At 56.6% G+C, this 25097-nt stretch carries 29 protein-coding genes and 1 tRNA gene; 7 read left to right on the top strand and 23 right to left on the bottom strand.

All coding sequences use genetic code 11. The features are described from left to right. Positions 1–2: 2 nt before the first annotated feature. Positions 3–848 carry a methyltransferase domain-containing protein gene (locus tag HY751_05895; GenBank protein MBI4665930.1) on the top strand — a complete coding sequence of 282 codons (846 nt, stop codon included), beginning with the start codon at positions 3–5 and terminating at the stop codon, positions 846–848. A gap of 18 nt (positions 849–866) precedes the next feature. Here HY751_05895 and HY751_05890 read toward each other — a convergent pair whose 3' ends face one another. The 10 genes from HY751_05890 to HY751_05845 all read right to left on the bottom strand — a co-directional run bounded on the left by HY751_05890 (position 867) and on the right by HY751_05845 (position 9485). Next, complete coding sequence (locus HY751_05890) at positions 867–1304, bottom strand: hypothetical protein (GenBank protein MBI4665929.1); 438 nt, start codon at positions 1302–1304, stop codon at positions 867–869. Continuing rightward, positions 1294–2043 carry an ABC transporter ATP-binding protein gene (locus HY751_05885; GenBank protein MBI4665928.1) on the bottom strand — a complete coding sequence of 250 codons (750 nt, stop codon included), beginning with the start codon at positions 2041–2043 and terminating at the stop codon, positions 1294–1296. The genes HY751_05890 and HY751_05885 overlap by 11 nt, the downstream gene beginning before the upstream one ends. A 23-nt stretch (positions 2044–2066) precedes the next feature. Then, positions 2067–2555, bottom strand: a complete 489-nt coding sequence (locus tag HY751_05880; protein MBI4665927.1) for a MogA/MoaB family molybdenum cofactor biosynthesis protein — start codon at positions 2553–2555, stop codon at positions 2067–2069. Positions 2556–2572: 17 nt separating this feature from the next. Then, positions 2573–3805 (bottom strand): DUF4388 domain-containing protein, encoded by a 1233-nt coding sequence (locus HY751_05875; protein ID MBI4665926.1) that lies wholly within the window; start codon positions 3803–3805, stop codon positions 2573–2575. A 3-nt stretch (positions 3806–3808) separates the two neighbouring features. Then, a complete protein-coding gene (locus tag HY751_05870) occupies positions 3809–5725 on the bottom strand; it encodes a tetratricopeptide repeat protein (GenBank protein ID MBI4665925.1) in 1917 nt (638 codons plus the stop codon). Between the two features lie 53 nt (positions 5726–5778). After that, entirely contained in the window at positions 5779–6279 is a 501-nt protein-coding gene (locus tag HY751_05865) for a roadblock/LC7 domain-containing protein (protein ID MBI4665924.1), read from the bottom strand. A 24-nt stretch (positions 6280–6303) separates the two neighbouring features. Then, complete coding sequence (locus HY751_05860; protein MBI4665923.1) at positions 6304–7542, bottom strand: SurA N-terminal domain-containing protein; 1239 nt, start codon at positions 7540–7542, stop codon at positions 6304–6306. Positions 7543–7573: 31 nt separating this feature from the next. Further along, positions 7574–7936, bottom strand: a complete 363-nt coding sequence (locus HY751_05855; GenBank protein MBI4665922.1) for a roadblock/LC7 domain-containing protein — start codon at positions 7934–7936, stop codon at positions 7574–7576. Continuing rightward, positions 7933–8994 (bottom strand): tetratricopeptide repeat protein, encoded by a 1062-nt coding sequence (locus tag HY751_05850; protein MBI4665921.1) that lies wholly within the window; start codon positions 8992–8994, stop codon positions 7933–7935. The genes HY751_05855 and HY751_05850 overlap by 4 nt, the downstream gene beginning before the upstream one ends. Positions 8995–9173: 179 nt before the next feature. Next, positions 9174–9485 (bottom strand): carbohydrate porin, encoded by a 312-nt coding sequence (locus HY751_05845; protein ID MBI4665920.1) that lies wholly within the window; start codon positions 9483–9485, stop codon positions 9174–9176. Positions 9486–9732: 247 nt separating this feature from the next. On the opposite strand from HY751_05845, the gene HY751_05840 reads away from it, so the two are divergent. Next, positions 9733–9975 (top strand): CDGSH iron-sulfur domain-containing protein, encoded by a 243-nt coding sequence (locus HY751_05840; protein MBI4665919.1) that lies wholly within the window; start codon positions 9733–9735, stop codon positions 9973–9975. Positions 9976–10005: 30 nt separating this feature from the next. Continuing rightward, positions 10006–11298: a citrate synthase gene (locus HY751_05835; GenBank protein MBI4665918.1), complete on the top strand. Its 1293-nt coding sequence runs from the start codon at positions 10006–10008 to the stop codon at positions 11296–11298. Positions 11299–11345: 47 nt separating this feature from the next. Here the strand turns inward: HY751_05835 and HY751_05830 are convergent, their stop codons facing one another. The 13 genes from HY751_05830 to HY751_05770 all read right to left on the bottom strand — a co-directional run bounded on the left by HY751_05830 (position 11346) and on the right by HY751_05770 (position 22296). Beyond that, positions 11346–12557: an MFS transporter gene (locus tag HY751_05830; GenBank protein ID MBI4665917.1), complete on the bottom strand. Its 1212-nt coding sequence runs from the start codon at positions 12555–12557 to the stop codon at positions 11346–11348. 10 nt (positions 12558–12567) lie between these two features. Continuing rightward, positions 12568–12792 (bottom strand): hypothetical protein, encoded by a 225-nt coding sequence (locus HY751_05825; protein MBI4665916.1) that lies wholly within the window; start codon positions 12790–12792, stop codon positions 12568–12570. Positions 12793–13091: 299 nt separating this feature from the next. Beyond that, the gene (locus HY751_05820; protein ID MBI4665915.1) at positions 13092–14777 is read right to left on the bottom strand and encodes a HAMP domain-containing protein; all 1686 of its coding nucleotides are present in this window, start codon (positions 14775–14777) and stop codon (positions 13092–13094) included. Positions 14778–14792: 15 nt separating this feature from the next. Then, entirely contained in the window at positions 14793–15281 is a 489-nt protein-coding gene (locus HY751_05815) for a hypothetical protein (protein ID MBI4665914.1), read from the bottom strand. A 5-nt stretch (positions 15282–15286) separates the two neighbouring features. Then, the gene (locus HY751_05810; GenBank protein ID MBI4665913.1) at positions 15287–16432 is read right to left on the bottom strand and encodes a hypothetical protein; all 1146 of its coding nucleotides are present in this window, start codon (positions 16430–16432) and stop codon (positions 15287–15289) included. Positions 16433–16474: 42 nt separating this feature from the next. Further along, the gene (locus HY751_05805) at positions 16475–17890 is read right to left on the bottom strand and encodes a sigma-54-dependent Fis family transcriptional regulator (protein ID MBI4665912.1); all 1416 of its coding nucleotides are present in this window, start codon (positions 17888–17890) and stop codon (positions 16475–16477) included. Between the two features lie 90 nt (positions 17891–17980). Continuing rightward, positions 17981–18583: a hypothetical protein gene (locus tag HY751_05800; GenBank protein ID MBI4665911.1), complete on the bottom strand. Its 603-nt coding sequence runs from the start codon at positions 18581–18583 to the stop codon at positions 17981–17983. A 13-nt stretch (positions 18584–18596) separates the two neighbouring features. Next, the gene (dcm, locus tag HY751_05795; protein MBI4665910.1) at positions 18597–19694 is read right to left on the bottom strand and encodes a DNA (cytosine-5-)-methyltransferase; all 1098 of its coding nucleotides are present in this window, start codon (positions 19692–19694) and stop codon (positions 18597–18599) included. Further along, the gene (locus HY751_05790; GenBank protein MBI4665909.1) at positions 19691–20155 is read right to left on the bottom strand and encodes a very short patch repair endonuclease; all 465 of its coding nucleotides are present in this window, start codon (positions 20153–20155) and stop codon (positions 19691–19693) included. Before HY751_05790 ends, dcm begins: the two co-directional genes overlap by 4 nt. A 32-nt stretch (positions 20156–20187) precedes the next feature. Next, complete coding sequence (locus tag HY751_05785) at positions 20188–21393, bottom strand: MFS transporter (GenBank protein MBI4665908.1); 1206 nt, start codon at positions 21391–21393, stop codon at positions 20188–20190. 152 nt (positions 21394–21545) lie between these two features. Then, positions 21546–21620: transfer RNA gene (locus HY751_05780), tRNA-Val, on the bottom strand. 99 nt (positions 21621–21719) lie between these two features. Then, positions 21720–22004: a HigA family addiction module antidote protein gene (locus tag HY751_05775; protein ID MBI4665907.1), complete on the bottom strand. Its 285-nt coding sequence runs from the start codon at positions 22002–22004 to the stop codon at positions 21720–21722. Between the two features lie 13 nt (positions 22005–22017). Further along, entirely contained in the window at positions 22018–22296 is a 279-nt protein-coding gene (locus HY751_05770; GenBank protein MBI4665906.1) for a type II toxin-antitoxin system RelE/ParE family toxin, read from the bottom strand. Between the two features lie 146 nt (positions 22297–22442). Between HY751_05770 and HY751_05765 the strand changes: the two genes are divergently transcribed. From HY751_05765 to HY751_05750, 4 genes are all read left to right on the top strand, one after another. Beyond that, positions 22443–23447, top strand: coding sequence for a flippase-like domain-containing protein (locus HY751_05765; protein MBI4665905.1), 1005 nt, complete (start codon positions 22443–22445; stop codon positions 23445–23447). A 202-nt stretch (positions 23448–23649) separates the two neighbouring features. Next, on the top strand, positions 23650–24024 hold the full coding sequence (locus HY751_05760; GenBank protein MBI4665904.1) for a hypothetical protein: 375 nt from the start codon (positions 23650–23652) through the stop codon (positions 24022–24024). A 426-nt stretch (positions 24025–24450) separates the two neighbouring features. Then, the gene (locus HY751_05755) at positions 24451–24723 is read left to right on the top strand and encodes a BrnT family toxin (GenBank protein ID MBI4665903.1); all 273 of its coding nucleotides are present in this window, start codon (positions 24451–24453) and stop codon (positions 24721–24723) included. Further along, positions 24707–25060, top strand: a complete 354-nt coding sequence (locus tag HY751_05750) for a BrnA antitoxin family protein (protein ID MBI4665902.1) — start codon at positions 24707–24709, stop codon at positions 25058–25060. The genes HY751_05755 and HY751_05750 overlap by 17 nt, the downstream gene beginning before the upstream one ends. Positions 25061–25097 lie beyond the last annotated feature (37 nt).

Raw genomic sequence — 25097 nt, 5'->3', positions numbered from 1 at the left:
AGATGCGCGCAAATCCCAAGGACGTCTGGTCCGGTCCCAAATACCGCAGGGCGCAGGGAGCGCAGAACGATTGGCCCTCCCTGTTCTTTGAAAAGGTTAACGTGGCGCCTGCGTACAGCATTTTGCAGGTGTCGTTTGGAGGGCGGGATTTAACCGCCCGGTTGGCGGAGCTGGCGCCAGATGGCCATGTGTTGGCGGTGGATTTCGGCGAGGCCCCGTTTCGGGAAGCTATGGCCGATAAAAGGTTTCCCGCCCGGGGCAATGTGACGTTCTTGACCGGCGACCCTTGCGCCCTGCCCAGCCAGTTGCCCGGCGCGCCTTTCGATGTGGTGATGAGCCACATGGCCGCAGAGCGGTGTCCCAACATGACAAGGCTCTTCCACAGGCTTATCCGGCTTGCCCGGCAGGATGGGCAGGTTTATATGGAAATGGCGGGAGAGGGGGACTGCCAGGCGCTAAGGGATGTCATGGACAACATGGCCAGTGGCCCCTTCGCCGGTCATTTTATGGCTTTTCGATACCCGTATAGACCGCTTTCCAGAAACGAGGCGTTGGAGATAGTAACCGAAGCGGGCTATGGCAGGCCAGCAGTGGAGATGCGCAAAGAAACCGTCAGGATAAATAGCGGCTATTTTCCAATATGGCTGGCCGCCAATGCCGGGGCTCCATATATCCAGAATCTGCCGCAGTCGCAACATTCGCCGTTTATAGATTCCGTTGTTAAAAACTATCCTCCGGGTGCCGACGGATGCTTCGCCGTGGAGCGGGTTATTCTTTCAGTTCATGGTCACAGGTATTGGGGCAGTTTGGAGGGGGATTTGATGGGCGGCCCCGTGGGGATGGACTGAGACAGGCAGTCGCGCGCGTCAGTTTTCTCCCAACCAGTGGACATCCAGCCGGGCCAGGGGGGCAAGCCCGGGGTAGGTCACATCCACGCCGTTTAAGTAAGTGTCGAAAAACAGCAGGCGGCGTTTCCACATTTCGTACCGGAACCCTCCGGGCAGGGCTTCGCGGCTCACTGTGGCGCATACCGGCGCATCGGATTTTCCGTTTATCTCAAGCAACGCCACCCCATGCCCATCCTTATTGAGAAGCTTTATCCATTTTACATTCTTGACCGAATTGGCCCGCGTCAGGCAGAACCTTATGGTGTCGCCGTCTTTGTAAGTCTTTCTGATCCGCACCTTCTCCCCCTGGATGTCGTAGTTCTCCACCGCGGCGGAGTAAGCCGCGGGCGCCGCCAATATTGCAAGGGTTATAAGAACCGGCGCGGCAATAAGGGTACTCCGCAGGTTAAGCGCCATGGCTGTTTTTAAGCTCCTTTTCGGTGAGGGCGAGGAATATGGATTCCAGGTCGTCATCAGTCTCGCCGGACATGGCGCGAAGCTCGTTTATGTCCCCCACGGCCACAAGCTTTCCCTTGTTGAGTATGCCTATCCTGTCGCATATCTCCTGGGCGGTGGCCATGGTGTGGGTGGAAAGGAGAACCGTGCACCCGTCCCGCGCCACCTGCCGGAAAAGCTCTTTTACCTGCCGCATGCCCCGCGCGTCCAGCCCCACCATCGGCTCGTCTATGATGAGCGCCTTGGGGTTGTGCATGAGGGCGGAGGTTATCACCAGCTTCTGTCTCATGCCATGGGAATAGCTTTCCACCAGCTCGTCCAGCCAGCCGGACAGGCCGAACATCTCTATGAGCCCGTCTTGTTTTTCGAGGGCCGCCTTGTCCTGCCCCATTCTGAAGATCTCGCGGACGAACTCCAGAAACTCCCTGCCCGTGAGCTTTTCATAAATGAACGGTTTGTCCGGAACAAAGCCGATGACCCGCTTGGACTCCAGCGCTTGCGTCTGCGTGTCGAACCCGGCTATGGCCATGGAGCCTTCCGTGGGAGTGAGGAGCCCCGCGAGCATCTTGAGGGATGTGGTTTTACCCGCTCCGTTTGGGCCTAGAAACCCGAACACCTCACCGGCCCGGACATGAAGGGTCAACTCCTTGACCGCCACGGTCTTGCCGTACATTTTCGTGACGTTATGGATATGTATCATTTCCTACAACACACCCGGTTATTTTACGCCGGGGCGCAATCGCCCATGTCGCCTTTTAGTTTTACCACACCGTGCGCCACCGCCTTCCAGACGAACGACAGGTTCTCCACGGCGGCCTTGGGGCTTCCTGGCAGGTTTATTATCATGGCCCGGCCCCGGCAACCGGCGTAACCGCGGGACAGGGGCGCGTTGGGGGTTATCTTGAAAGACTCGGCCCGCATGATCTCGGGTATTCCCGGTATATCCCGTTCGAGCAGAGGCTTTACGGCTTCGGGGGTGACGTCCCTTGGTGACAGGCCCGTGCCCCCCGCGGTGAGTATCAGGTCGTAATCGCCGGAATCGGCCCATCGGGCCACAGTTTCGGCGATTGGGCCCTTTTCGTCTGGAACCACGGCGCAATGGGCCAGGCTCTCCCCCTGTTTTTCCAGGAACGCCCGCATGGCCGGTTCAACCTGGTCTGGCCTTACGCCCGTGGAAGCCCTGTCGCTAACCACCAGAAGGGCTATGGATATCCCGCGGGATTGCGCGGTCATGTGTTCTCGTCCGGCGCTGTCGCGGCGGGCCGGGGGGAGGACTGGCTGGGAATATAGATATTGTCGGCCCCCAGGAACGTGTCAGGCCCTGTGGAGTATAAAATGAACCGGTCGTTTTTCAACGAGTATTGGTATGGGTTTCCCCATGGGTCTGAAAGGCCGCTCTTTTCCAGCGCCCCTTTCTCCACCAGAGCCTTGAGGTTTTGCGGCGGCGCGCCATTGAGGGTGGTGTAGATTTTCAACGCCCGTTCTATCTTGTTTAGCTGTCCAGCGGCTTGCATGGACTTGACCTCTATTATCCCCTCTTTGCGGGCCTCCACAAACTTGGGCCATGAGAAAATCTGCCACGCCAAACCAGCCGCCAGGATGACTCCCAGCGCCCCCACTGTGGCAATCCGGGCGGTGTTTCCCGTGTTGTCCACGGCTACGGTTGTGTCTTTTTTCTTGGCGCCGGCTTTCAGGATGCCCGTGCGGAACAGGCTCTGGATGGCCTCCAGGCTTGTGAAATGCCCTTGCCTGGCCGCGTCCAGCGCTGTCTGGATGGTCATCCCGTGCCCTATGACCGACAGGACATTCACCTCGGACGGGGAAAGGCGCATCCCTCGCGCCATGAGTATCTCGTACTCGATGGAAGTCTGGAAATCCACCCCGGTTTCGGGCCCTTTTAACGCCAGCGACTCATACTCGTCCTCGGCAAGGATGTTCTTCATGATGTATGTGCCCAGCGGCGGGATGGCCGCCGTTATCCTGGGCCATTCGTCAGCTATCCTGCATCCCTCCATCAGCACCGCGTCCACGTCCATGGGGGGCATGATCTTGTCGTTGTACTTGATCCCTTTCATGGGGGTGAACTCGTAGGTCCCCTTTTTCCACCGCAGGGCGTAATACACGTTGTCCAGCACCTGGCGCTTTATAAGCTCCACCAGCGTCGGCAATGGCAATCTTTTGGCGAGAAGCTCCCAGTATGGTTTTAAGGAGTCTTCATGCTCTTTTTTCGTTTCGTTCCACGCCTGCAGGTCCACTATCCTGTTGCCGATAAGGGTGCCTTTAATGCGGGCCTCCTCCCGGCCTGGGGCGCATTCGGCGAATATTATGGCCCCGTTGTCGAAGGTGATTTTCACCAGGTCTTCACCCTCGGTAATGGTAAGCCTTCCCGTCTTGCCCTCCAGCTTTATCATCTGGAGAATGTTGAGGATGTTAAAATCGTCCAGGCTTCCCTGTAAGGCCATGACCTAGTAGAACTCCCTTTTCAGGGCCGTGTTCATCAGGGCCCAGTAAACCGCCGCCACCGCGATGAACGGGATGTAAAGTTTCAGCGCGTCCGTCATGGCGCCTTCCCGCTCCATAAGGTCCGGCATGATAAAACCCGCGCCGTAGACCAGTATCATGCTGGTGAGCACGCTGAACAACAGGCCCGAAATGTACTCGTGGGCGTATATCCGTCCCGCGCCGGGGATTATCCTGTCCATCACCACAGCCGCCATCCTGCGGCGCTCCTTGCTTTCCCTTATCTCCTTGCGCTTCTTGTCTTTCTTGGCCGAGGATACGCCGGCCTTGGTTATCTGCGCCGCCACGCACTGGTTGCACTGCGGAAGCTCCGGCCCCAGCTTGATGGGGGGCAGGAACGGAGACGCGCAAGAAGAGCACACCTCGTGGGAGACCCTGCGCATCCAGTAAACGTGGGAAAGGGCCAGTAGCGCGATGAAACCGGCGGTGATGCCCAGGTACGTCTTCATGGTGATGGCGCCGAAATAGACGCTCCACATGGACGCGCCCACGCTCATCGTCCGCTCCTCGGCCGCCTGCTCGTATGATTTCAAGTCCGCGTCGGTGATGGGGAAATCCACCACCTTGCGGTCATGCTCCTGGTCCTTTGTAAGTTCCACCAACTCCTGCGTCCTCTTGGGGTCTATGACGTTGGCCTTGTTGTATTCCCCCTCCGAGTCTTTCGTGCGCAACATTTCGTTGAAGGTGACCGAGAGGTTGAAATGCGCCTCAACCGATTGGGGGTCGGCCTCCATGGCTTCCCGGTACATGGCCACCGCGTCTTCATATTCCCGGGCCACATAATATGCGTTGCCCTTGTTTATCAGCGTCCGGATGTCCCGCGGGTCCTGCGCCAGGGCCGCGTCGAATGCCTCCACGGCGGCGGGCCTGTCTTTCCTGCTTTTGTTTAGAAGCCCCAGGGCGAAAGCCACCAGCGTGTCTTCCGGATTGCGCGCCCGCTCCCGCTCCAGGGCAAGCTTTGTGTCGTGGTCCCATGTGCTTTGGGAGAGCAGGTAAAGCGACCTGTATGTGTCCGCGGATGCCATGGCGGCGCCTCTTGCCATGTTCATGAAAAGATACGGGGCCGACAGCACGAACGCCGCGAAAATCACCATCAACACCCTTGCCCCGCGCCGTGAGCAGGGCCACAGGAACAGCGGCAACGATATGATAAATATCTGCCAGCCGCCCACCGCCAGCGGCGCCAGTATGACCATGGCGCCAACCAGTGGCCGCCAGAAACCGTGCTGGGCCGCAGGGAAGAACGAGGTTATGTTGGAAAGCACCGCCTGATGGCTTTGGGCGAAAAGCGCTATGAATGTGATTACAAAAGCCGTGCCCACCGCCAGCAACATGTAAAGGGCCGCCTGGGATATGAACAGGTCCCGCTGGATCCTGTCGGTCAGCAGTTTCTTAAACCCCGTGAACGCGCTCATGCCCGCCGCCGAAACGTCGGCCTTGTTCTTGGCGAATATGGCCCGCGCCAGGAAGAAATGGGCCTGGGCGGAGTCTGGAGCGAAAAACGTCGCGTACCTCGCCGCCGTGACCGCCTTGGCCGCGTCACCGCCGGTAAGGGCCGACCGGGCCAGGGCTATGCACGCGTCCGACAAAGGATAAAGGTTGCGGGTGCCAAGCCGGTTCATCCCCTCCAGCATCCTGTTGGTCTCGGCGAAGGAAGAAGCCTCGTCCCCTTTATGGAGCGCCTCAAGCCATATGGAGAAAGATTTTTTCATCTCCGGGTCATGCTCTATGTCCCCCACGGAAAGCTCCGAGACTGGCGCGAACCGGGCCTCGTCCACCTTGCCCTCTCCGAAAGAAGGGGGGGCGGCCGCCAAAGCGGCGACCGCGGCCAGGGCCATGATGAAGCGGGCGAATTTAATCATGAGGCCATATGCGTGAATAAGGCCGCGTCCTTCAGGCGAAGGCCGGCCAAGGGTCATTCCTTGAACATGTCGTCGAGGCGGTTCTGCACCGAATCGGAATAGTCCGCCTCCATCGGCTGTTCCTGGGGCTGGCGTTTCAACGCTATTTCGAATATCCTCACCAGTTTTCCCGTAAGCTCCTTGGAGTAGAGGTTCACCATTCCCACAGTGGTCTTCTCGTCGAAAACCGTGGCCACGATGGACCTGTCCCCAACCAGCGAAAGGTGTATGTTGTCTTTCTTGCCCTGGTGGAACATCACGGTGAATTCCGTTTCGCCAAGCAGGCGCGCCATCTCCTTGGTGGCCGCGAAAGCGCCCGCCACCAGCGCCGAGAGGGTCTCGGCGTTGAACGTTTGGGTCATCCCACGCTGGGTCACAAGATGGCCTTCCTTGTCTATGAGGAACACGCACCGGGAATTGGACAGCTTAAGGTATTCCTCCATAAGCTTCTCAATCTGGTCGAAATCCTCCTTGTAATACACCATCCGCTTTTCGCGGAGCTTTTCGTCCTTCATGTTTCGCCGACCTTCCAGCCTGTCTTACAGATTTTCCTTGAACACGGTTATATTCGCCTCCTGCCTGAGCCTCATGAAAAGCTCATCGAGCAGGGATTTCTTCCTTTGCCCCTTTATGGCGGCTATCACCTCGGCCTTCGCCGCGTCCAGCGGCCTGCCACCGAACCGCGCGGCGTTGGCGGAATGAAAATCCCGCACCTCGCTTTCGGTAATCTTCAGCCTCTCGTTAAGGTTTGGGATTACCTTCTGTATGATTTTGCTTATTATCACATTTTTCGTGGCTTCGTTGCGCAAATTGTCCAGCGTGAGCTTTCTGCGGGAAAGATACCCGTCCACATCCTCGCGGCTCTTGAACCTCTTCAGATACTCGGCCACCTGGGCGTCCACATCCTCCTTGGGGGCGGCGATGCCTCTTTTCTTGGCGTCCTGGAGCAGAAGCACGAAATTCATGAGCGAGTCCAGGAGCTTCTGCTTGTCCTCCGGGGAGAATTTCTTGAAATCATCAACTTCGTCGGTCCTGGAGGCCAGGCGGTACTGCACCTGGCAGTACTGGGTGAAATAGCTCTTGGATATCTGGTCCGCGTTGACCTTGGCTACGAATATCTCTTTCTTCTCAGGAGGAGCCTCGGGGGCTGGGGCCTGGGCCGCTTCCGCCTTCTGGGGTTTGGCCGCGGAGCCGGGCTCCTTGGCGTTAAGCCGGTCCAGGATCAGCGACGCGCAAAGTTTCAGCGTGTTCAAGACCCCTTCGCCGGTGGCCGCCACGGCGGTGGTGGTGGCGGCGCGCATCCAGTTTATCTTCTCGTTGAGCTCTTCGACGGGCATGGCGTTGGGCAGGTCCCGCTTGTTCCACTGGATAACCATGGGCAACTCTTCTATTTTCAGCCCGTAGTCTTCCAGGTTTTGTTGCAGGTCTTTGAGCGACTCGATGTTCTCGTCCAGTTTCTCCCGCTGGGAGTCCGCGACGAATATGACCCCGTCCGCCCCCTGAAGCACAAGCTTGCGGGTGGAGGCGTAATACACCTGGCCCGGAACCGTGTAAAGCTGGAACTTGGTGTTCATCCCCCGCACCTGGCCCAGGTCCAGCGGCAGGAAATCGAAGAACAGCGTCCTGTCCCCCTCGGTGGCGATGGATGTCATCTCCCCCTTATTCTGGTCGGGCACCCGCTGGTGTATTATTTCCAGGTTGGTGGTTTTACCGCTCATGCCCGGCCCGTAGTACACAAGCTTGCACGAGACTTCGCGTTTCGCGTAATTAAGTTGCACTTCCCTCAGGTCTCCAAAAAACCGTGGGCCATCAAACGTCTATACGACCGGATTTCTTGATCTCGTTGGCGGCCTGGAACAGGGCAACGTTCATCCTGCCCTGATCCGCGTTTCCCTCGGTAAGGGCTAACAATGCCGACTTGCCCAGGTCCATCATGTATATCCTGCCGCTGTTGGACTGCATGACGTACCGCGTGAATTCTTTCACGCCCATGCTGGCCAGCGAATTGGTGATCGTCACCGCGATCTGCGACATGAATGCCGCCATCGTTTCCGCGTCGAACGGCGGTTCCAGCATGGAGTCTATCACCATGCCGTCCTTGGTTATGATCACCGCGCCGCGCACCCCGGACACGCCGCAAAGTACCTTGAGTATCGGCTTTAGCTGGCTCACCCCGTCACCTCGCTCAAGTAGCGTTGCAACCTGGTTTCCACCACCTGCATGTTGGAGTCGTTATCCACCATAAGGGCGATGGTGGCGTAAAAGGCGTTGGCCACCAGAAGGGTGCCGATGGGCGTGACCAGCGTTCCCCGCTGGAAACTGCCCAGGCCGCTTCGGCGGACGCCGTTGACCGATGTCTTGAACAGGTTGAATATAAGCGACGGCAGGACGTTCTCGTCCAGCTTGGCCTTGTTTATTATCTTGAAAGGCTGGCCGTTGGCGTCCAGCAGGAAAATGCCCATCATCCCTTCGAGCCTTGAGAAGATGGGGAGCTTGGCCACCAGGTTCTCCTGGGCCATCTCTTCTTCGGTTTCATCCTCATGGGCGCCTATCACCACTTTTTCGTCGAGGCCCCACTGGCCTTTGCCGCCGGTATCGGCGGCGCCCCCGCCGGATATGATGATATCGCCCGGCTCGTTTTCATCTTCTTCTCCCTCGCCCAATGTCTCGGTGGCGGGCGGTTCGGCGGGAGCGGGGGGGGGCACTTCGGCTATGGCCTCAGGCGCCGCAGGCGCTGGCTCCAGAACGGGCGCGGCGGCCTTGGCCTGCTCTTCGGCCGCCCGTCTGGCCGCTTCTTCCTTCCTGGCCTGGGCCGCCTTTTGGGCTTCCACGATCATGTTGAGAAGCGCAGTGGCCCTGTCGTCGCCGGGAGTTGTCTTAAGAATATCCTCAAGGAGCGCCTTGGCGCGGGATGCCTTTTTCGCTCGAACATAAATCTGGCTGGCCAACAGCCTTGCCAGGTAATTTTGGGGATCCAGATGGATGGCCGTCTCCAGGCTCTCCAGCGCGGCTTTCAGATAGTCGGCCCGGTTTTCGGCGTTGTAGCTGGATATGAATATCTCGCCCCGGGCGATGTGGATTCCGGCGGCTTCGGGAAGTTTTTTGGCTCCGCTGTCCAAAACCTCTAGCGCCAGCGCCTTCTCGCCCATGCCATGCAGGCTTTTGGCGATCTTGCCGTATGCCAGCGCCAAGGCCGCCGGTGATTCCTTCGGTTCGATAAGGCCTGCCATTGTCCGTAAAAAATGTTTAGGCCCGTAATGGCCTTATTTTTATCACCCGCCAGGCCAAGGCGGGATTACCGCGCCAGCCCCCAGCCGGCAAACACCATTCTATTTGTGATTCAAGGCGTTGTCAAAGATGAAAACAAGATGAAAACGGGGGTGTCCAAAGGGCGGGCGCCTCCGTTTGGCTAAAAATCCGCCGGAGCGCCGATTCCAAAAACGGCCTCATCCCGGTTCATGGGCCGCCCAAGGTTGGTAAGATAATGTCCGTCAGCGGCAAGGCCGAGGTTCTCGCCCATCTGCCAGCGGTAATAAACTTCCGCGGCTGGCTCATCGCCGTCCTGCCCGGTTAGAACGTTATTGCTGACCGTAATCGCGCCATTGGCCAAACCCAAGGCGTTGTTGGCCCGGCCCCAGGGGCCGCCGGTAAGTTTAAGGCCGTAACTTCCGGTGGCGGAATCCGTGTATCCGGCGTCATGCCGCGTATAAACCACGGGCATTTTGGCGCCGCATATATAGTGAAGTGGATGATGATTGCAGGGGGAAGCAAAAATTGCCGGGGCCCCCGAAGACCCCGGCGGCAACTAAAAAAAAGCTGGTAATAATTTAGCTCATAACCGGTAGCAATGGCAAGCATAATATGGTTTTGCCATATCTTTTTCAGATGCGCCCCGGTGGAGGGTATGATAGGTTGTTTTTTACAACTGGACCCTTTTCTTTACGAACCTGTTTTTGTTGGGGGTGAAGATGGCCGGAGAGCCTGTGGTGGTCAAGAAAAATCCTCTCGTATTACACATGGAGCCAGGTGTCTACTGGTGGTGCGCCTGCGGGCGTTCGGCCAACCAGCCGTTCTGCGATGGGGCGCACAAAGGCACGGGGATTGAGCCAAAAGAGGTGAAAATCACCGAGAGCGGCAAGGTTCCATGGTGCATGTGCAAGCATACCAAGATGAGCCCATGGTGCGACGGGGCGCACGTAAAGCTCCCTTAAACTAAATATTGCGGGAAGAGGCTGGCCAATATGTCTAAAGACACAGTCACCATTACCGACAACTCCACAGGCAAATCCGTGGAGCTTCCCATAAAGCGGGGCGTCCACGGCCAACCGGTCATAGACATTGGGGGGCTGTACCAGGGGCTTGGAATGTTCACTTACGACCCCGGGTTCACCGCCACCGCCGCCTGCGAAAGCGCCATAACTTTCATAGATGGCGACGAGGGGGTCCTCCTGTACAGGGGTTACCCCATTGAACAGTTGGCGGAGAAGAGCGACTTCATGGAAGTTTGCTACCTTCTCTGGTACGGCCATCTGCCCACGCAACATGAGCTTGCCGGGTTCAGGGGTATCATCTCCCACCACACCATGGTGCACGAGGGGCTCCACAACTTCTATAACGGCTTCAGGCGGGACGCGCACCCCATGGCCATCACGGTGGGCGTGGTGGGGGCTTTGTCCTCTTTCTATCACGACTCGCTGGACATCTGGAACCCGCGCCACCGGGAGATTTCCGCCCACAGGCTGATAGCCAAGATGCCCACAATAGCCGCTGGCGCTTACCGGTTCTCCCGGGGGGAGCCATTCGCGTACCCGAGGAACAAGCTTAAATACTCGGAAAATTTCCTTCACATGATGTTCTCGTTCCCAACCGAGGATTACCACGTAAACCCGGTTGCGGCCAAGGCGCTGGACCTTTTGTTCCTCCTGCACGCCGACCATGAGCAGAACGCCTCCACCTCCACGGTGAGGCTGGCCGGGTCGTCCCAGGCAAATCCCTTCGCTTGCATATCCGCCGGGGTGGGCGCGCTATGGGGGCCTGCCCACGGCGGGGCCAACGAGGCGGTGATAAAAATGCTGGAGCATATTGGCGACCCCAAACACGTGGAAAAGGCCGTGGAACGGGCCAAGGACAAGAACGACCCCTTCAGGCTGATGGGCTTCGGCCACCGCGTTTACAAAAATTACGACCCCAGGGCGAAGATAATCCGTAAAGCCTGCATGGAAGTGCTCAAGGAAATGAAGGTGGACGAGCCTCTTTTCGAGATAGCCATGCGGCTGGAGGAAATAGCGTTAAAAGACGAGTATTTTATCGAGAAGAAGCTTTATCCGAATGTGGATTTTTATTCGGGAATCATCCTGAGGGCCATTCGCATACCCACCAGCATGTTCACTGTGATGTTCGTCATCGGCAGGACGATAGGCTGGATAAGCCAGTGGAACGAGATGATGAACGAGAAAACCATGAAGATAGGCAGGCCGCGCCAGCTGTATGTGGGCCCGGCCCGGCGGGACTACACGCCTGTGGAGAAACGATAGGTTTTCATTTTGCGGCGGACGGGCCCCCCGTGGGTATGTGCACTCCCTCAGGCATGGCCACGGCCCCGTCCCCGCTTGTTATTCACGGCCATAAGCGCCGCGCCCGCCGACAATATCGTAAGCGCGCACGATAGCCCGAACGCCTCTTTCGGGCCGGATACCTGCCAAACAGCCCCAAACAACAAAGCGCCAGGCAAAGCCATAATCCCCACCGTCATGTGATACATTCCGAAGGCCGCTCCGGAAACGCCGGGCCTTGCGCTGTCGCCTATCAACGCCCGCTCGGCCCCCTCGGAGCCCGCCGCCGCCGCGCAGTAGAGCATAAAAAGCCCGGCGGCCGGGCCAACACCTTCGAACCACGGAATCACCGCTACCACAGCGCCCCGGAGGATCCAGGCGGAAATCGCCACCCGGAACCGCCCGTGGTTGTCCGAAAGCCTGCCTGCGGGCATGGCCACCACGGCCTTCACCAGATGGCCCGCCGCCCATAACGCCGGGATAAGCTCCAGCTGGACACCCGCCTGCGACAACCATAACGCGAAAAAAGCGTCGGGCGCGGTGGCCAGCGCCAACCCGCCTCCAGCGATAATCATGGCCCGGGCTTTCCTGTCCAGTTCCCTCCATGGAATTATAGGCTCGGACACGGGCTCCACGGGCCGGGCGGCGGGTTCTGGCTCCCTGGCGCCCAAGGCCAACAACAACACAGCCGCCACCCCGGGAATCACCGACAGAAGAAACACATCCCGCATGCCCAGCCCAAATGCCAGAAGACCTGCCGCAACCAAAGGGCCCACCATGGCTCCGGCGTGATCCATGGAACGGTGGAACCCGAAAGCCCTGCCGCGGTTATTTTTGTCCACCGACCGGGATAGCAACGAATCCCTTGGGGTGGTCCTTAACCCTTTGCCCACCCTGTCGGCGAACCGCAAGGTCAACGCCATCGGCCAGCTTCCCGCCATGGCTAGAAAAGGCCTGGCCGCGTTGGACACAATGTAGCCCGCTAGCGCCAACCGTTTTTGGCTGGCGCCCTTGTCCACCAGTTTTCCAGACCAGAGTTTTAAAAGGCTAGAGGCGGATTCGGCCAAACCCTCCATCAGCCCAAGCGCCGCTGGGCCTGCCCCCAGAACCGTGGTGAGAAACACCGGCAACAGGGGGATTATCATGTCGCTGGCGATGTCGTTGAAGAAACTTACAAGGCCCAAAACTACCACGGTTCCCGGTAAGCGGCGGTCAGGGGAGCCGGATTTTGGCGAGTTCATGGTTTAAGCGTTAAAAAACTAACAAATTGTGGCTTTTATTTCTTGCGTCTTCTTGCGTCGCAGGGATAAATGGGCGCTGATAACCAATAGCCACATCATATCCCCCAACAAGGAACCATGCTATCTGACTCTGCAAAATTAACGGTTTTAAAAACACATTTTTTATCGTTGAAAACAGGGAAAATCTTGCAATAGAAGCAGGATGGGCCACTTTATGGCAAACGGTTTTTTCCAATTTCGCCCTTGCTAATGTGGAAAAAATTTGTATTAGGATGGACACAGTTGGAAAATACTTGGTGTTTTCAACTGTGGCTCGCGTATCATATTGATAGATAAAGGGGTAAACCCATTGTGGGGGGTGTGGCGCTGATATGTAAATTATTAAAAAAGAGAGAGTTGGCAATTATAGGAAGAAGTTTTCCATAAGTTATCCACAGGCTGGCCTGGCTTTGGAAGCTACGGTTCTTGGAAGGTTGAAGGCCGTTTTGGAGGTAACGCTACATCACCTGCGCAAGGGCCGGTCTTTGAGCCTGTTTACGACTCGTTTTTCGTTTCGCTGGCGACAAATGGGAGGTGGACAATGAAGGTTGAGCCTTTCCCCACTTCGCTTTCCACTTTTACCGATCCGCCATGCAATTCCGCCAGTTCTTTAACCAGGTTCAGACCCAGTCCGGTACCCGCGTGTTTCCTGGAATCGCCCCCATCAACCTGCCGGAACCGGTCAAAGATCACCGATAAATAACTTTCCGGGATACCTACCCCCGTATCCACCACTTTTATCAACGCTCCTTCAGGATAATCCTGGGGGGTTTCGATTTTTACTGTCACGGAGCCTGTTTCGGTGAACTTTATGGCGTTGGAAAGCAGGTTGATGAGTATCTGAAGCACACGGCGCTCATCCAGGGTGAATTGCGCCAGCTGGGCAGGGGCTGTGGACTTCAACTCCAGACCTTTTGCCTTCGCCAGCGACGACACGGAAGCTATGCTTTCGGCCACGATTTCCCTCAGGTCTGTCTGCGCCAGGTCCAACCCCATGTGGCCGGACTCTATCTTGGCCAGATCCAGAAGGTCGTTTATCAGCGAGAGCAGGTGTCTGGAGCTTTTATAAACCCTGGTGAGCATTTCTTTGGCTTCGCCAGCCCATTTTTTATCTTTCTCCAGATAGTCCCAGTCCTCTATTATCTGGTCGGTAAAGTTGATGATGGCGTTGAGCGGCGTGCGCAACTCATGGGACATGGAGGCCAGGAAGTCGGACTTTAGCCTGTCGGCCTCCATTAGCCGGGCGTTGGCGGCGGTAAGGTCCCGGTTGGCCTCCACTATCCTTTTTTGCATTTCCTTGCGGATTTCCAGGGATGTCTTAAGCTCGCTGGTGGTTTTTTCCAGCGCGGCGTTCTTGTCTTTCAACGCCCTGGCCATCCGGTTGAACGACACCGCCAGCACCCCGATCTCGTCCATCCTGCTCACCTCAGCCTGGGTTTCCAGGTTACCCTGGGCCAGCTCGTTGGTGGCGTACACCAGCTTTTCGATGGGCAAAATAATTGAGCGGATTATCATGGGGAAGATTATGGCCCAAAGCATCACCACCGAAATGAGTACCACGAAATTCTGGGTGACCAGCAGAGAGGCGCTCCGCACTGATTTGTCTAACAGCGCGGAAAATGTGTTGTAGCTCCGGTCGGTGATCTTGTCCACATCCCGCCGCAATGGAGGCAGGCTTTCGTTCATCTCCCTGGCCAGGGCCAGCACCTCGCCGGTAAGCTCCCCCTCCCGGATGATGGCGATGGAAGCCTCTCTGGCGCTGATGAAATAGCGGTCGAACTCTTTTTCCACCAGGTCATAGTCCGCCCGGTTGGTTTCGTCCACGGCGCGGAGTTTCGCCACGGCTTTTTTGAAATCCTCAGCGCGCCTGGACGCGTCTGCCACCAGGTCCGGTTCCTTGCTCTGGGCGGCTTCGTTAAGCTTCTGTTCCACGTCGGTCAGGGAGTGGTGCAGTTGGTCGGCCTGCCGCATCACGTCCACCTTGGATGGATCCAGGTTGGAGCTGATATTAAGCGATGTGTAATATGACAGGATCCACATCAATATGTAAAAAGCCAGGAACATGGCCGCCCCCGTCCAAAGCCTGGCTTTTATGGTGGTGTTTTTCACAGATTGAGCGGCGCTCCTGACATCCTCGTATCGTTCAATCGCCCGCCGGGCGCCTTCCGGGCCTGTGGACACTTCACCGGAAAGCCCTTAATCGCTTACCGGCGCGACCTTCACGTCCGGGGTCACCTGGTCTTCGTAAACGTAGCCGATGGCCTCGGCGTTCCCTGAAACGTACCGGATGACGTCCTCGGCCCGTTTGAAGACTTGCGGAGGCTCCCCGGCGCCGGAGAATATCATCCTTATCCAGTAATGCTTGAGGGATGCGATGTCTTTCCCAAGGTATGTCTGGCTGAAGCTGGCCATGGCCGTGCGCTCCTCGTCCATCCCCGGCTCCTGCAGGTCGCAGGGTTTAATTGAATCACCGTTGGCCCACACCCTTCTTTTACCCAGAAAAATGCTGGACAGCTCCGACCGGGACATGGAACTTAAGCCGCTGGCCCGGTTGACTATAACCAGTATCTCCCGCTTGGATGCGGCCTGGGCGTTCTCCGCCACGCCCGCCCAAGGCAAGCCGGTGGCGAGTATGGCGCCGCAAAGCGCCGTCACCAAAGCCCAAGACCGAAAGTTGAATTTCATCCGTCTTAGAAAAATATGGTTATCGCCGAGCGGAACTCGCTGAAATCCTCGTTCCCCGGCGTCAGTATGTCGTTATTGTTCTCGCCGCGCCTGTTATCGTTCCATTCGAACTTGAAGAACAGGTTGTTGTTGGCCTTTATGTTCAGCCCCAAGGTCAGCGCGTTCCAGAAATCGTCCGCCTCGTTGTCGCTTGGGTCTATGGACTGATACCTGGCGTAAGGGGTGAACCTCCCCAGCGCGTAACTGGCCTGTCCGTACCATGCGTATAACGTTCTGGAGCCAAGCTTGGACTGGCCATACTCGCCCATCAGGTTCAACGGATACGCGTTGTAATTTAGGGAGACAATGTAGCCCCAGTGGTTTTGCGAAAGGTTGTCTTCGGAAACGGCCTTGTCTCCGTAATAGTATGAAACCCCGCCCATGAACTTGTCGTCGTCCATGGAGTATTGAAGTCTTCCGCCCACGGCTTTGTTGGGGTTGGCGTCGTGTTGGGCTTCATTCACCCCGACAGACTCGCCGTTGCCCACATAGAACACATAGTCGAAATTGTTTTGCCTTTTCCCAACGGGAGTCTCGCCCAGCGCGTACAAGCCCGTAATCCATTTGGGCATCATGGCGAATCCGCCACGCCTTTCAGATTTGTAGATCATTTCGGGCACGGAAACGCTTATGAAGGCTGGGGTGGCGTCGTGGATCTCGTTATATATGCCGTAAGGGGTAAGCGCCTTGCCGCCGCGGAATTTGAGCCATTCGCGCATGACATATTCGCCAAAGCCGTACTCCAGGATTATTCCTCCTTGCCCCAGCTCACTGTCCGCCCCATGATCAAACTCCACATGGGCTTTCACCCAAAGGTCTGGAGCCACATGGATGTCCGTCAGCAGGTTGAAATGATGCTGGTCGAACGAGCCGTTGTCGGCGCCGGGGGATGAAGGGTCGTCCTCCCCCTCGGGTTTGGTGGCCTGGGTGTATTCAAGGTCGAGGTAACCGTGGAGGGTCACCCTGTCCCATGTAACGGCGGAGGCTGGCGTGACGCTGAAAATCGAGAAGAACGCGCCTGTCAGCGCCACCTTTAAACCCGTAGTAATCCAGCCAACGGGGAAGCAAAAGCCCCTGTTGCGGATCTTTACAGCCGGTTTTTCTGTGATCATTGGAACTTTCCAGAAAACGGGTAATAAGCCCATTACGGCAATTTACAACGCCAAACCATAATATTCCAGCTTTTTATAAAGCCTGGAACGGTGTATGCCCAGCAATTTGGCGGCCTTGGCCTTGTTGCTGTCGGCCACCTGGAGAGCCCGCTCGATCAAAGCCTTTTCAGCCTCCTCCAGGGTGGGCATTTTATCGCCAGTTTCATCTGGCTTGGCTGGCGTTTCCGCGGCGGCGGGCTCCTTCTTTCGCAACCCTCCGCGCAGGCTAAGGTGCTTGGCCTCTATCCATTCCACGTCGGGATATATGTAACAGCGTTCTATGACGTTCTGAAACTCCCGGACGTTGCCTGGCCAGTCGTAATTTATCAGAGCTTCCATTCCCGAATCGCTCAGCCCCTTTATGTTCCTGTTGAACTTCTCGTTGAACTTCTTTATGAAATGGGAGGCCAGTATGGGCAGGTCCGCCCGCCGGTTTTTCAACGGGGGAAGCTCTATTGGCAAAACGGTGATACGGTAATAAAGGTCTTCCCGGAACCTTCCTTCCTCCACCGCCTCTTCCAGGTCCACGTTGGTGGCGGCGATGACGCGGACGTTTATTTTCACCTCTTCTGTCCCGCCAACCGGCCGCACGGCCCCTTCCTGCAGGACGCGTAACAGCTTGGCCTGGGCCTCTTTGGGAAGCTCGCCTATCTCGTCCAGGAAAATGGTGCCACCATCGGCGCTCTTGAAAAGGCCGATGGAGGACGACACCGCCCCGGTGAACGACCCCTTCTTATGCCCGAACAGCTCCGACTCTATAAGATCCGACGGCAAAGAGGCGCAGTTTACCGGCACGAACGGCCTCGCCGCCAGCGGGCTGGCGTAATGGATACCCCTGGCCACCAGCTCCTTGCCGGTGCCCGACTCCCCCGTGATTATGACGGGGCTTGTGATGGCGGCGGCGCCGCGCATCTTCTCGAACACCTCCCGCATGGCCTCGGACACGCCTATAATGTTGTCGAAAGCGTAACGGCCCTTAAGCTCGCCCTCCAGCCTTCGCACCTCTTTTTTGGTGTCGGCAAGGGCTTGCTGGAGGGCGCGGATGCGGAGCATGGCCCGGATGCGGGCTACAAGCTCGTCCATGTCAAAAGGTTTGGTTACATAATCGTCGGCCCCGATCTCCAGCCCCTTTATCTTGGATTCCTTGTCATCCTTGGCTGTGAGCAGGATTATGGGCAGAAATTCGCTGGTGGAGCGGCTTTTTATCTGTTTGCAAGTCTCATAACCGTCCATGCCGGGCATCATCACGTCCAGCAATATCAGGTCCGGCGAGATGTCTTCAAGCGTTTTTAAAGCCAGATCCCCGGACGATACGCAATGCACCTCGTATCCCCTGCGGGTGAGCCTGCCCTTTAAAAGGGCAAGGTTGTCCTCCTCGTCATCCACCGCGAGGATTAGTGGCTTAATTTCCTCTTCCATGAGCCTAACCGCGCCTTTGGTAAATTCAATGAATACAGGATGCCGTAATTTAACACAACATCCTTGTGAATGGAACGGGGATGAAAAATGTCACGCCCCGTTGTTTTCGCCATTCTCCCCGGCTTTGGGCGCGGGTTTGCCGATAAGCTCCCGGTATCCTTCCGCGTCGCCGTACCGGGCGAACTTGTGGTATTGCGAATGGGGGGATTTTATCCGCGTGGCGTGTTTGATGGGGCACCAGTAATTTTCCGTCCTGGCGGCCACTTCCCTGGCGTATGACAAAAGGCCGTTGCCATAACCGCAATATACGCAGTTCACCTTTTCGAGGATGTTCAGATACGCCAGGTGATGGCGGTCTACGGCGATAAAATCGCTCCGGGGCACTTTCTTGATACCGTACACCGGGAAGCATATCCATTGATAAACGGTCACGAAGATGTCCAGCAGTACCATCGGGAAAATGAGCGAATAAACCACCGGAGCTGTGAGCGCATGGGATACGCTGGCCTCGCCAATGAATTTTAATAGCGGTTTTTTAAGCCTGCGGTGAAGCTCCAGCGCGCTCCTTTCGAAGCGTATCCGCCGCTCCTCCAGGTGGTAGCTAAGCTCTTCCCCGGCGCGGGTTATGGCCTCTTCCAGTTCCTTCTCCAGCTCCCGGATCTTTTTGTATAGGGCGTCTATCCTGTCGTTCATGAGCTGGTTCCTTTTAAGCCAGATGGTTTAAAACGTTTTCGCCTATCCATTGGATGACGGGAACGCATACGGCGTCGCCAAATGCGAAAAGCCCGGCGTTCTGCCTGGGCGGAATAACAAAATCGTCCGGAGCGCCCTGAAGCCTGCCATATTCCCGGGCTGTCAGGTAACGGGCTTCCACCCGCCCGTACCCCAGCCGTAAAAGGATCTGCCTGCTACTGCCGCCCCGGGGTGTGCGTAAACACCCCGCCACGCCGTCGAACCGGGGTTCCGCCGCCACCTGGTTTTTCCGCACCCGGCGGAATACCGTGGCGTGTACCCACGACTTGCTATTGAGCGACTGCTTTACGGTTGAAATGTTTTTCTCGCTCATCTGCCTTAACAGGTTTTCCACCTCTTCGCCGGGCCAAAAGTTTTCATCGGGAACATCTTCGATAATGTCCCGCAGTTTAATGGACACATTCCGGGGCGGCGCGGGGATGGGATTTAACGCCCATTTGATGTCCTCTAGCGAGGAGGCCACCCGTACAAGCGTTTTGGGGCGTAGTTTTTCATCACGCCCCGTCAACCCCGCCACGTCCCCTTTTCTCCCGGCTCCATGAACCCCCACCACAAATAACCGGGGCCTGCTTTGCGGCGTGAACCACCGGGCGTCCATCACGAACATGTCAACCCCATAGCCGAGTTCGTTCAGGGTCTTGAGAGTTTCGTGGATGTCTTTGCCGCCGTTGACGGTGAGCAGGCCCGGGACGTTCTCTAAAAGCAGGAGTTTCGGTTTTGCGCTTCTCATGCCTGCAAGCCTGGAGGCGAACCCGAAAAAAGCGCCAGACTGTTTTCCGCGAATGCCGCGCCGGGCTCCGGCCAGGGATATGTCGGTGCAGGGGAAAGATGCCGTGGCCAAGGCGCATGGGGGTATTTGGGAAGGTTTTAAATGGCGCACATCGCCCAGGACGAAATGGTTGCCCTCGAAATTGTTTTTATAGATGGCCGCCTTGGTTTTGTCTATGTCGTTGGCGAAAACGCATTCCCAGCCCGCCCGCGAAAGGCCCAGCCGCACGAGCCCCACCCCGGCGAAAAATTCGGCGAAAGTCTTATGGGCGCCCCGGGTCATTTAGGCTGAACGATGAGTTGCGGCTTCCAACGGGAAACAGCGTTAAATATCCGGTTAATGGCCCTGTCCGGCTGTTTTGTTATCTGGCTTTCCCATATCCGCACCACGCGCCAGCCCCCCCGGCGGAGGGCATGGTTTACCTGGCGGTCCCGCTCCATGTTTCTTTTAATCTTGCGCTCCCAGTACGGTTTGTTGCGAAGGCCTTTCAACTGCTCCTCCAGGCTATTAAAGCCTCTCAGCCTCCACTGGTTGCCATGCCAGAAATCCCCATCCACGAAAACGGCCAGCCTGGCCGAGGTGAAAACCATGTCCGGCTTGCCGGGCAGGCGCGAATCGTGAAGCCTGTATCTCAAACCTTTTGCCCAAACACCTTTTCTTAGGATTATTTCGGGCCTGGTTCCGGCGCTTTTCACCGAGGCCATTATGCGGCTAACCAGTTTTGCGTTTCTCCGCTTTTTCATGGAGCCCCGCCCGGGGGACAATCATCCGGCTTTCAGGCGACCATTTCCGGGGCCACCGGGCGCACACCCTTTGCCGCCCCCACCAATATGGCCGCCGAGGCCGCCGCCCCGGCCATTATCAGGAACAGCGCCCCGCTATGGGCCGAGCTTAACAATCCCGCCAGGGCTCCGCCTATGAACACGCCAAAGAACTGGCTCAGGTTATATACGCCAATGATGGACCCGCGATGGGCCGGGTTGGCAAGCTTGGACACCGCCGCCGGAAGCGTGGCCTCCAGCACCGAGAAGCCTGCGAAAAACAGGGCGAACCCCGCCACCACCACCCAGAACCCTTGCGATGAAGACATCACAAGAAAACCGGCCGTTAGGGTTATGAGTGCGGTGATTATGATCTTTTTGGGGTCGCCCTTGTCCGCCCGCATGGAGGAGAACATCATGGTGAGCCCGCCCAGCACTGTCAGGGGCAGGTAAACTTTCCACAACTGGCCCATGGAAAGGGTCTCCTTGAGTTTCAGCGGCACATAAAAGTTGGTGGCGATCATGGTGGAGTTAACCAGAAACCCCACCAGGTCCAGCTTGATAAGGTCTGGCGTAAGGGCGTGGGACAGGGTGGATTTGGCGTTAAGCTCGAAATCGGCGCTCACATGGGGCTGGTTCACCGGAGGCTCTTTTAAAAAGCCCAGCGTTATGGTTATGGCCACCGCCGAGAGAATGGCCGAAAGCCAGAAAAGGAAAGGCACTCCCCACCAGGCGGCCAATATCGGCCCCAGCACCATGCCCCCAACCACGCCCATGCCCACAGACATGCCCATGAAACCCATGGCCGTGTTCCTGCGGGACTCCTCGGTAAGGTCGGCTATCCACGCGAAACATGCCGATGCCACAGCCCCGGCCCCTTGCAGGAACCTGGCGGCGATAAGTATGTAAATGTTGGTGGTTATCGCGGCTATAACGCTACCTACTCCGAACACGAAAAGGCCACCCGCCACTACTGGGCGTCTGCCGTATTTGTCGGACATGAAGCCGAACGGAATCTGCAAAAAGGCCTGGGTCAGCCCATATATGCCGAACGCCACGCCAGCCAAAAGCGTTGTGGCGCCCGGCAGGTTTGTGGCGTAAACCGAAAACACGGGTATCATGAAAGAAAGCCCCAGCATACGGAGGCTGATTACAGACGATAGGCCAGCTATGGCCTTGCGCTCCCCGGGGGCGAAATTAAATTTGCTGTTCTTTTTCACGGCGCCAAAAAATGTTAAGAATGAATCCAGCTATATTAACGCGCCACGCTTCGCTTTTGGCGAAAAATTGAGCCTTCAAGTGGAAGCGGGCTTTGAAAAATCGTGGTATTTCAAGGTGATGATTCTGAAAAATGCCGGGATGTAGATTGAAATGGTGGGCGGTGCAGGGATTGAACCTGCGGCTTCCACCGTGTGAAGGTGGCACTCTCCCGCTGAGTTAACCGCCCAGCAAAAGAGAAATGATAGCGGCAATCCGGCAATTTGTCACCGGGAAATTTTGGGGCGTGACAGGGGCTTCCCGGAACGCGAATAATCCTGTCCGGCAATCAGGCGGCTATGCGCTTGATTTTGAACTTTGAGGCTGACTTCTTTACTTGGGCGAGGTCGTAGCCCATTTGCAACCTCAGCCAGAATTCCGGAGTGGAACCGAATGCCTTGGACAGCCGGTAGGCCATCTCGGGTGAAACGCCATTCTTGCCATTCAACAGCTCGGAAAGAGACACACGGCTTATACCAAGGGCCGCCGCCGCCGCTGTCACGGACAATTTGAGCGGCTTCAGGCATAGCTCCCTTATAGTTTCGCCTGGATGGGGCGGGTTTTTAATGGGCATAGCTTAATCTCCATCAATGATAGTCAACCAGGTCCAGGTCATATATGGCCTTGTTCCTGAACCTGAAAACAAAACGCCAATTACCCGATACGGACACGGCCCAATAGCCTCTCATTCCACCTTTCAACTGGTGAAGACCCAGACCTGGAATGTCCAAATCTCCATGGTCCTCCGCCACGTCCAAAACCGGCAATATGATAGCGATGCGTTTGACGAGCTTCTGGGGAAGCCCTTTCGTTATCCCCTTGTGGTAAAAGGCATCAAGCCCCTTATGACGTATCGTAATTATCACCTTTAATACTGTAAACCAGTAGTTAACATCCGTCAATAGGCGGCCGTCCCAAGCCGGAAAAAATTGTGGGCCCGATTGCCTTGTGTTAACCCGCTGGCGTACAATCCCCCTTTTCGCAAAGCAACTTCACCTGACCTTTTGGATTGATGATGGACAATAACGCGCCCCGCCAGCCACCGGAGAAGAAGAGCAAAACATGGTTGCTCAAGTTGATAGTTTCCGGCGGGATAATCACCCTCATCCTCACCCAGGTGGACATTCCAGCTTTCTTGAAAGCCATCGTTACGGCCAATCCATTGTGGCTGGCGGGGGTGCTGGCGTTGATATATATGGAGCAGATGGTGGTGGCGTTCTCATGGCGGGCGATGTTGTCCACAAAAGGGTTCAACCTGCCTTTCAAACCGGTGCTGGACATACTGCTGGTGTCCAACTTCATCGGGTTCGTGATGCCATCGTCAATGGGGTCGGATGTGGTGAAGGTGGTTAGCCTTTCCCGGTATATCTCGAACACTGCGGAGGCGCTTTCGTCGCTGGTGGTGTTTCGCGGGGTGGGGTACATCATGCTGTTCGGCATCGCGGCCACTGCGGCGGCCCTGTTCCCGGGCAGACTGCCCGACGCCCCGGTGATAGAGCTGACCACCATGGCCGTAACGGCGCTGGCGGCGCTTTTCGTGGCGGGGTTTTTCTTCTCCACCCCCATGACCCGCGCTGGCGCTGTTGTGTTGGACTGGTTCGGGCGCGACGGGCTGAAAGCGAAACTATTAAAACTGCACTCGGCGTTCATCTCTTATATGAAACCCGGCCCGGCTATGTATATGGCCCTGTCCGGCGCGGCGGCTTTGCAGATGAACCGTATCATCTGCGTTTACATGACCTCGCTGGCCCTGGGATTCAACGTGGATTTCGTGGCTTTCTGCGTGTTCGTGCCTGTAATAGCCGCGTTGATGATGATTCCCGTATCCATATCCGGCATCGGTGTGCGCGAGGGGGGGTATGTGTTTTTCTTCACCTATGCCGGGCTGGACGCGGGTCAGGCCTTAAGCCTTGGCGTTTTGAGCTTCGCCATGGACCTTACCTTTGTCATGCTCGGCGGGCTGGTGTACTGGAAGAAAGGGACCACCAAACCCGTTCCTGGCGAAACCGCGCCATGATTGAAAATCCCTAGCGCGCTTAACGCTTCCCCGGGGTCGCCCGACCCTGTATTCTTAACAACCTGTGCCGCAGTACATCGAAAATTTAGAAGATGCATATAAAATCTTGCTTTTTGGCTTTCCGGGAACAATATTAGGCACAGAAAAGAACCGGCCCCGATAGGGGCTAATAATCATCTTTCATCCTTGAAGGAGGTTGAAAATGAAAAGGTTAAGACTGGCGCTTATGGCGCTGGCCGGTTTCCTGGCGCTATCTGTCCTTGACCCTGCTTCCGCATTGGCAGGCGAAAGCATGCTGAAAGCCCCCGATGGGTTGAAAGCCGACACCGGGATGATATTCATAACCCTTTCATGGAAAGCCGTGGACGGGGCCAAGTCTTACAACATATATATGGCCTCCGCTCCCGGGGTGACAATGAAGGGTTACAAAAACCTTCCAGACGCCATGACCCATACAGCATCCGGCCCATCTTTTAACCATCCCAAGGCCGGAGGCGGCAAGAGCTACTATTTCGTGGTGACAGCCGTTGGTTCCGATGGGGAGAGCATGGAGTCCGCGGAGATCAAAGCGCCCTGATATTGCCGGTAACCGGTTACATTGCGCGATTTTATACGCCGGGGTTTTGGATAATCCCGGCGTACTGCGTGAAGGGGTGGGGGTGGATGCGCGCTTTATGCCACATCATTTACGTTTCCCGTGGTAGCCCCCCCATCTGCTTCCCCGTGGTCGCTGACCACGGTTCTTCTGCTTCCGGGAAAGGGGAGGGTGGCAGATGCGCGAGAGAATCAGAAGCGTGTATGCCCGGGGTCAGCGACCCCGGCGGAGCGGGAAATTGTCATGGCGAGTTTGCCGAGCCACAAACCATGATGGATGATTCCCGCGGCAGGGGCAGGGCTTGCCCTGCCCAAGGGCGCGGCAAGCGGAGCCACTACAAAACCACTAATTCCATCAATATGGACTCTTGGTGTTGCGGTATGCATATAATATACATATAATAATCGCATGAGAATCGTATGGGATCCGGTCAAGGCGGCCTTGAATGAGAAAAAGCATGGGGTGAAGTTTTCGATGGCCGCCACAGTTCTTGATGATCCCATGGCCCTTACCATTGAAGACCAAAGACATAGTGAACAGAGATTCGTTTCACTTGGTAGCGATATGACAGGCGGATTGATCGTAGTTGTTTTTTCGATAACTGGCGATGATGAAATACGGCTGATTTCGGCCCGCAAAGCGACCCATAAAGAAAGGCGTGATTATGAAAAAGGATTATGACTTCAGCAAAGGGAAACGCGGCCCGGTTGTTCCTAACGCCGGAAAAACCAGGATCACCATTTGGGTGGACAACTCTACCCTTGAATGGTTCAAGGAAAAAGCGGAAAGCGATGCGGTCGGCTATCAAACAGCCATTAATCAGGCTTTGCGGAATTACATCCAGCAAGACCAGCGGCCAATTCAGGAAATAGTGAAAGAGGCAGTGAAAGAGGGATGGGAAAGGGGAGGGTGGCAGATGCGCGAGAGAATCAGAAGCGTGTATGCCCGGGGTCAGCGACCCCGGCGGAGCGGGAAATTGTCATGGCGAGTTTGCCGAGCCACAAACCATGATGGATGATTCCCGCGGCAGGGGCAGGACTTGCCCTGCCCAAGGG

This window comes from Nitrospinota bacterium, assembly GCA_016208975.1.
Classification (GTDB): Bacteria; Nitrospinota_A; UBA7883; order UBA7883; family JACRLM01; genus JACQXA01.
This window is presented reverse-complemented; position numbering and strand designations above follow the sequence as displayed.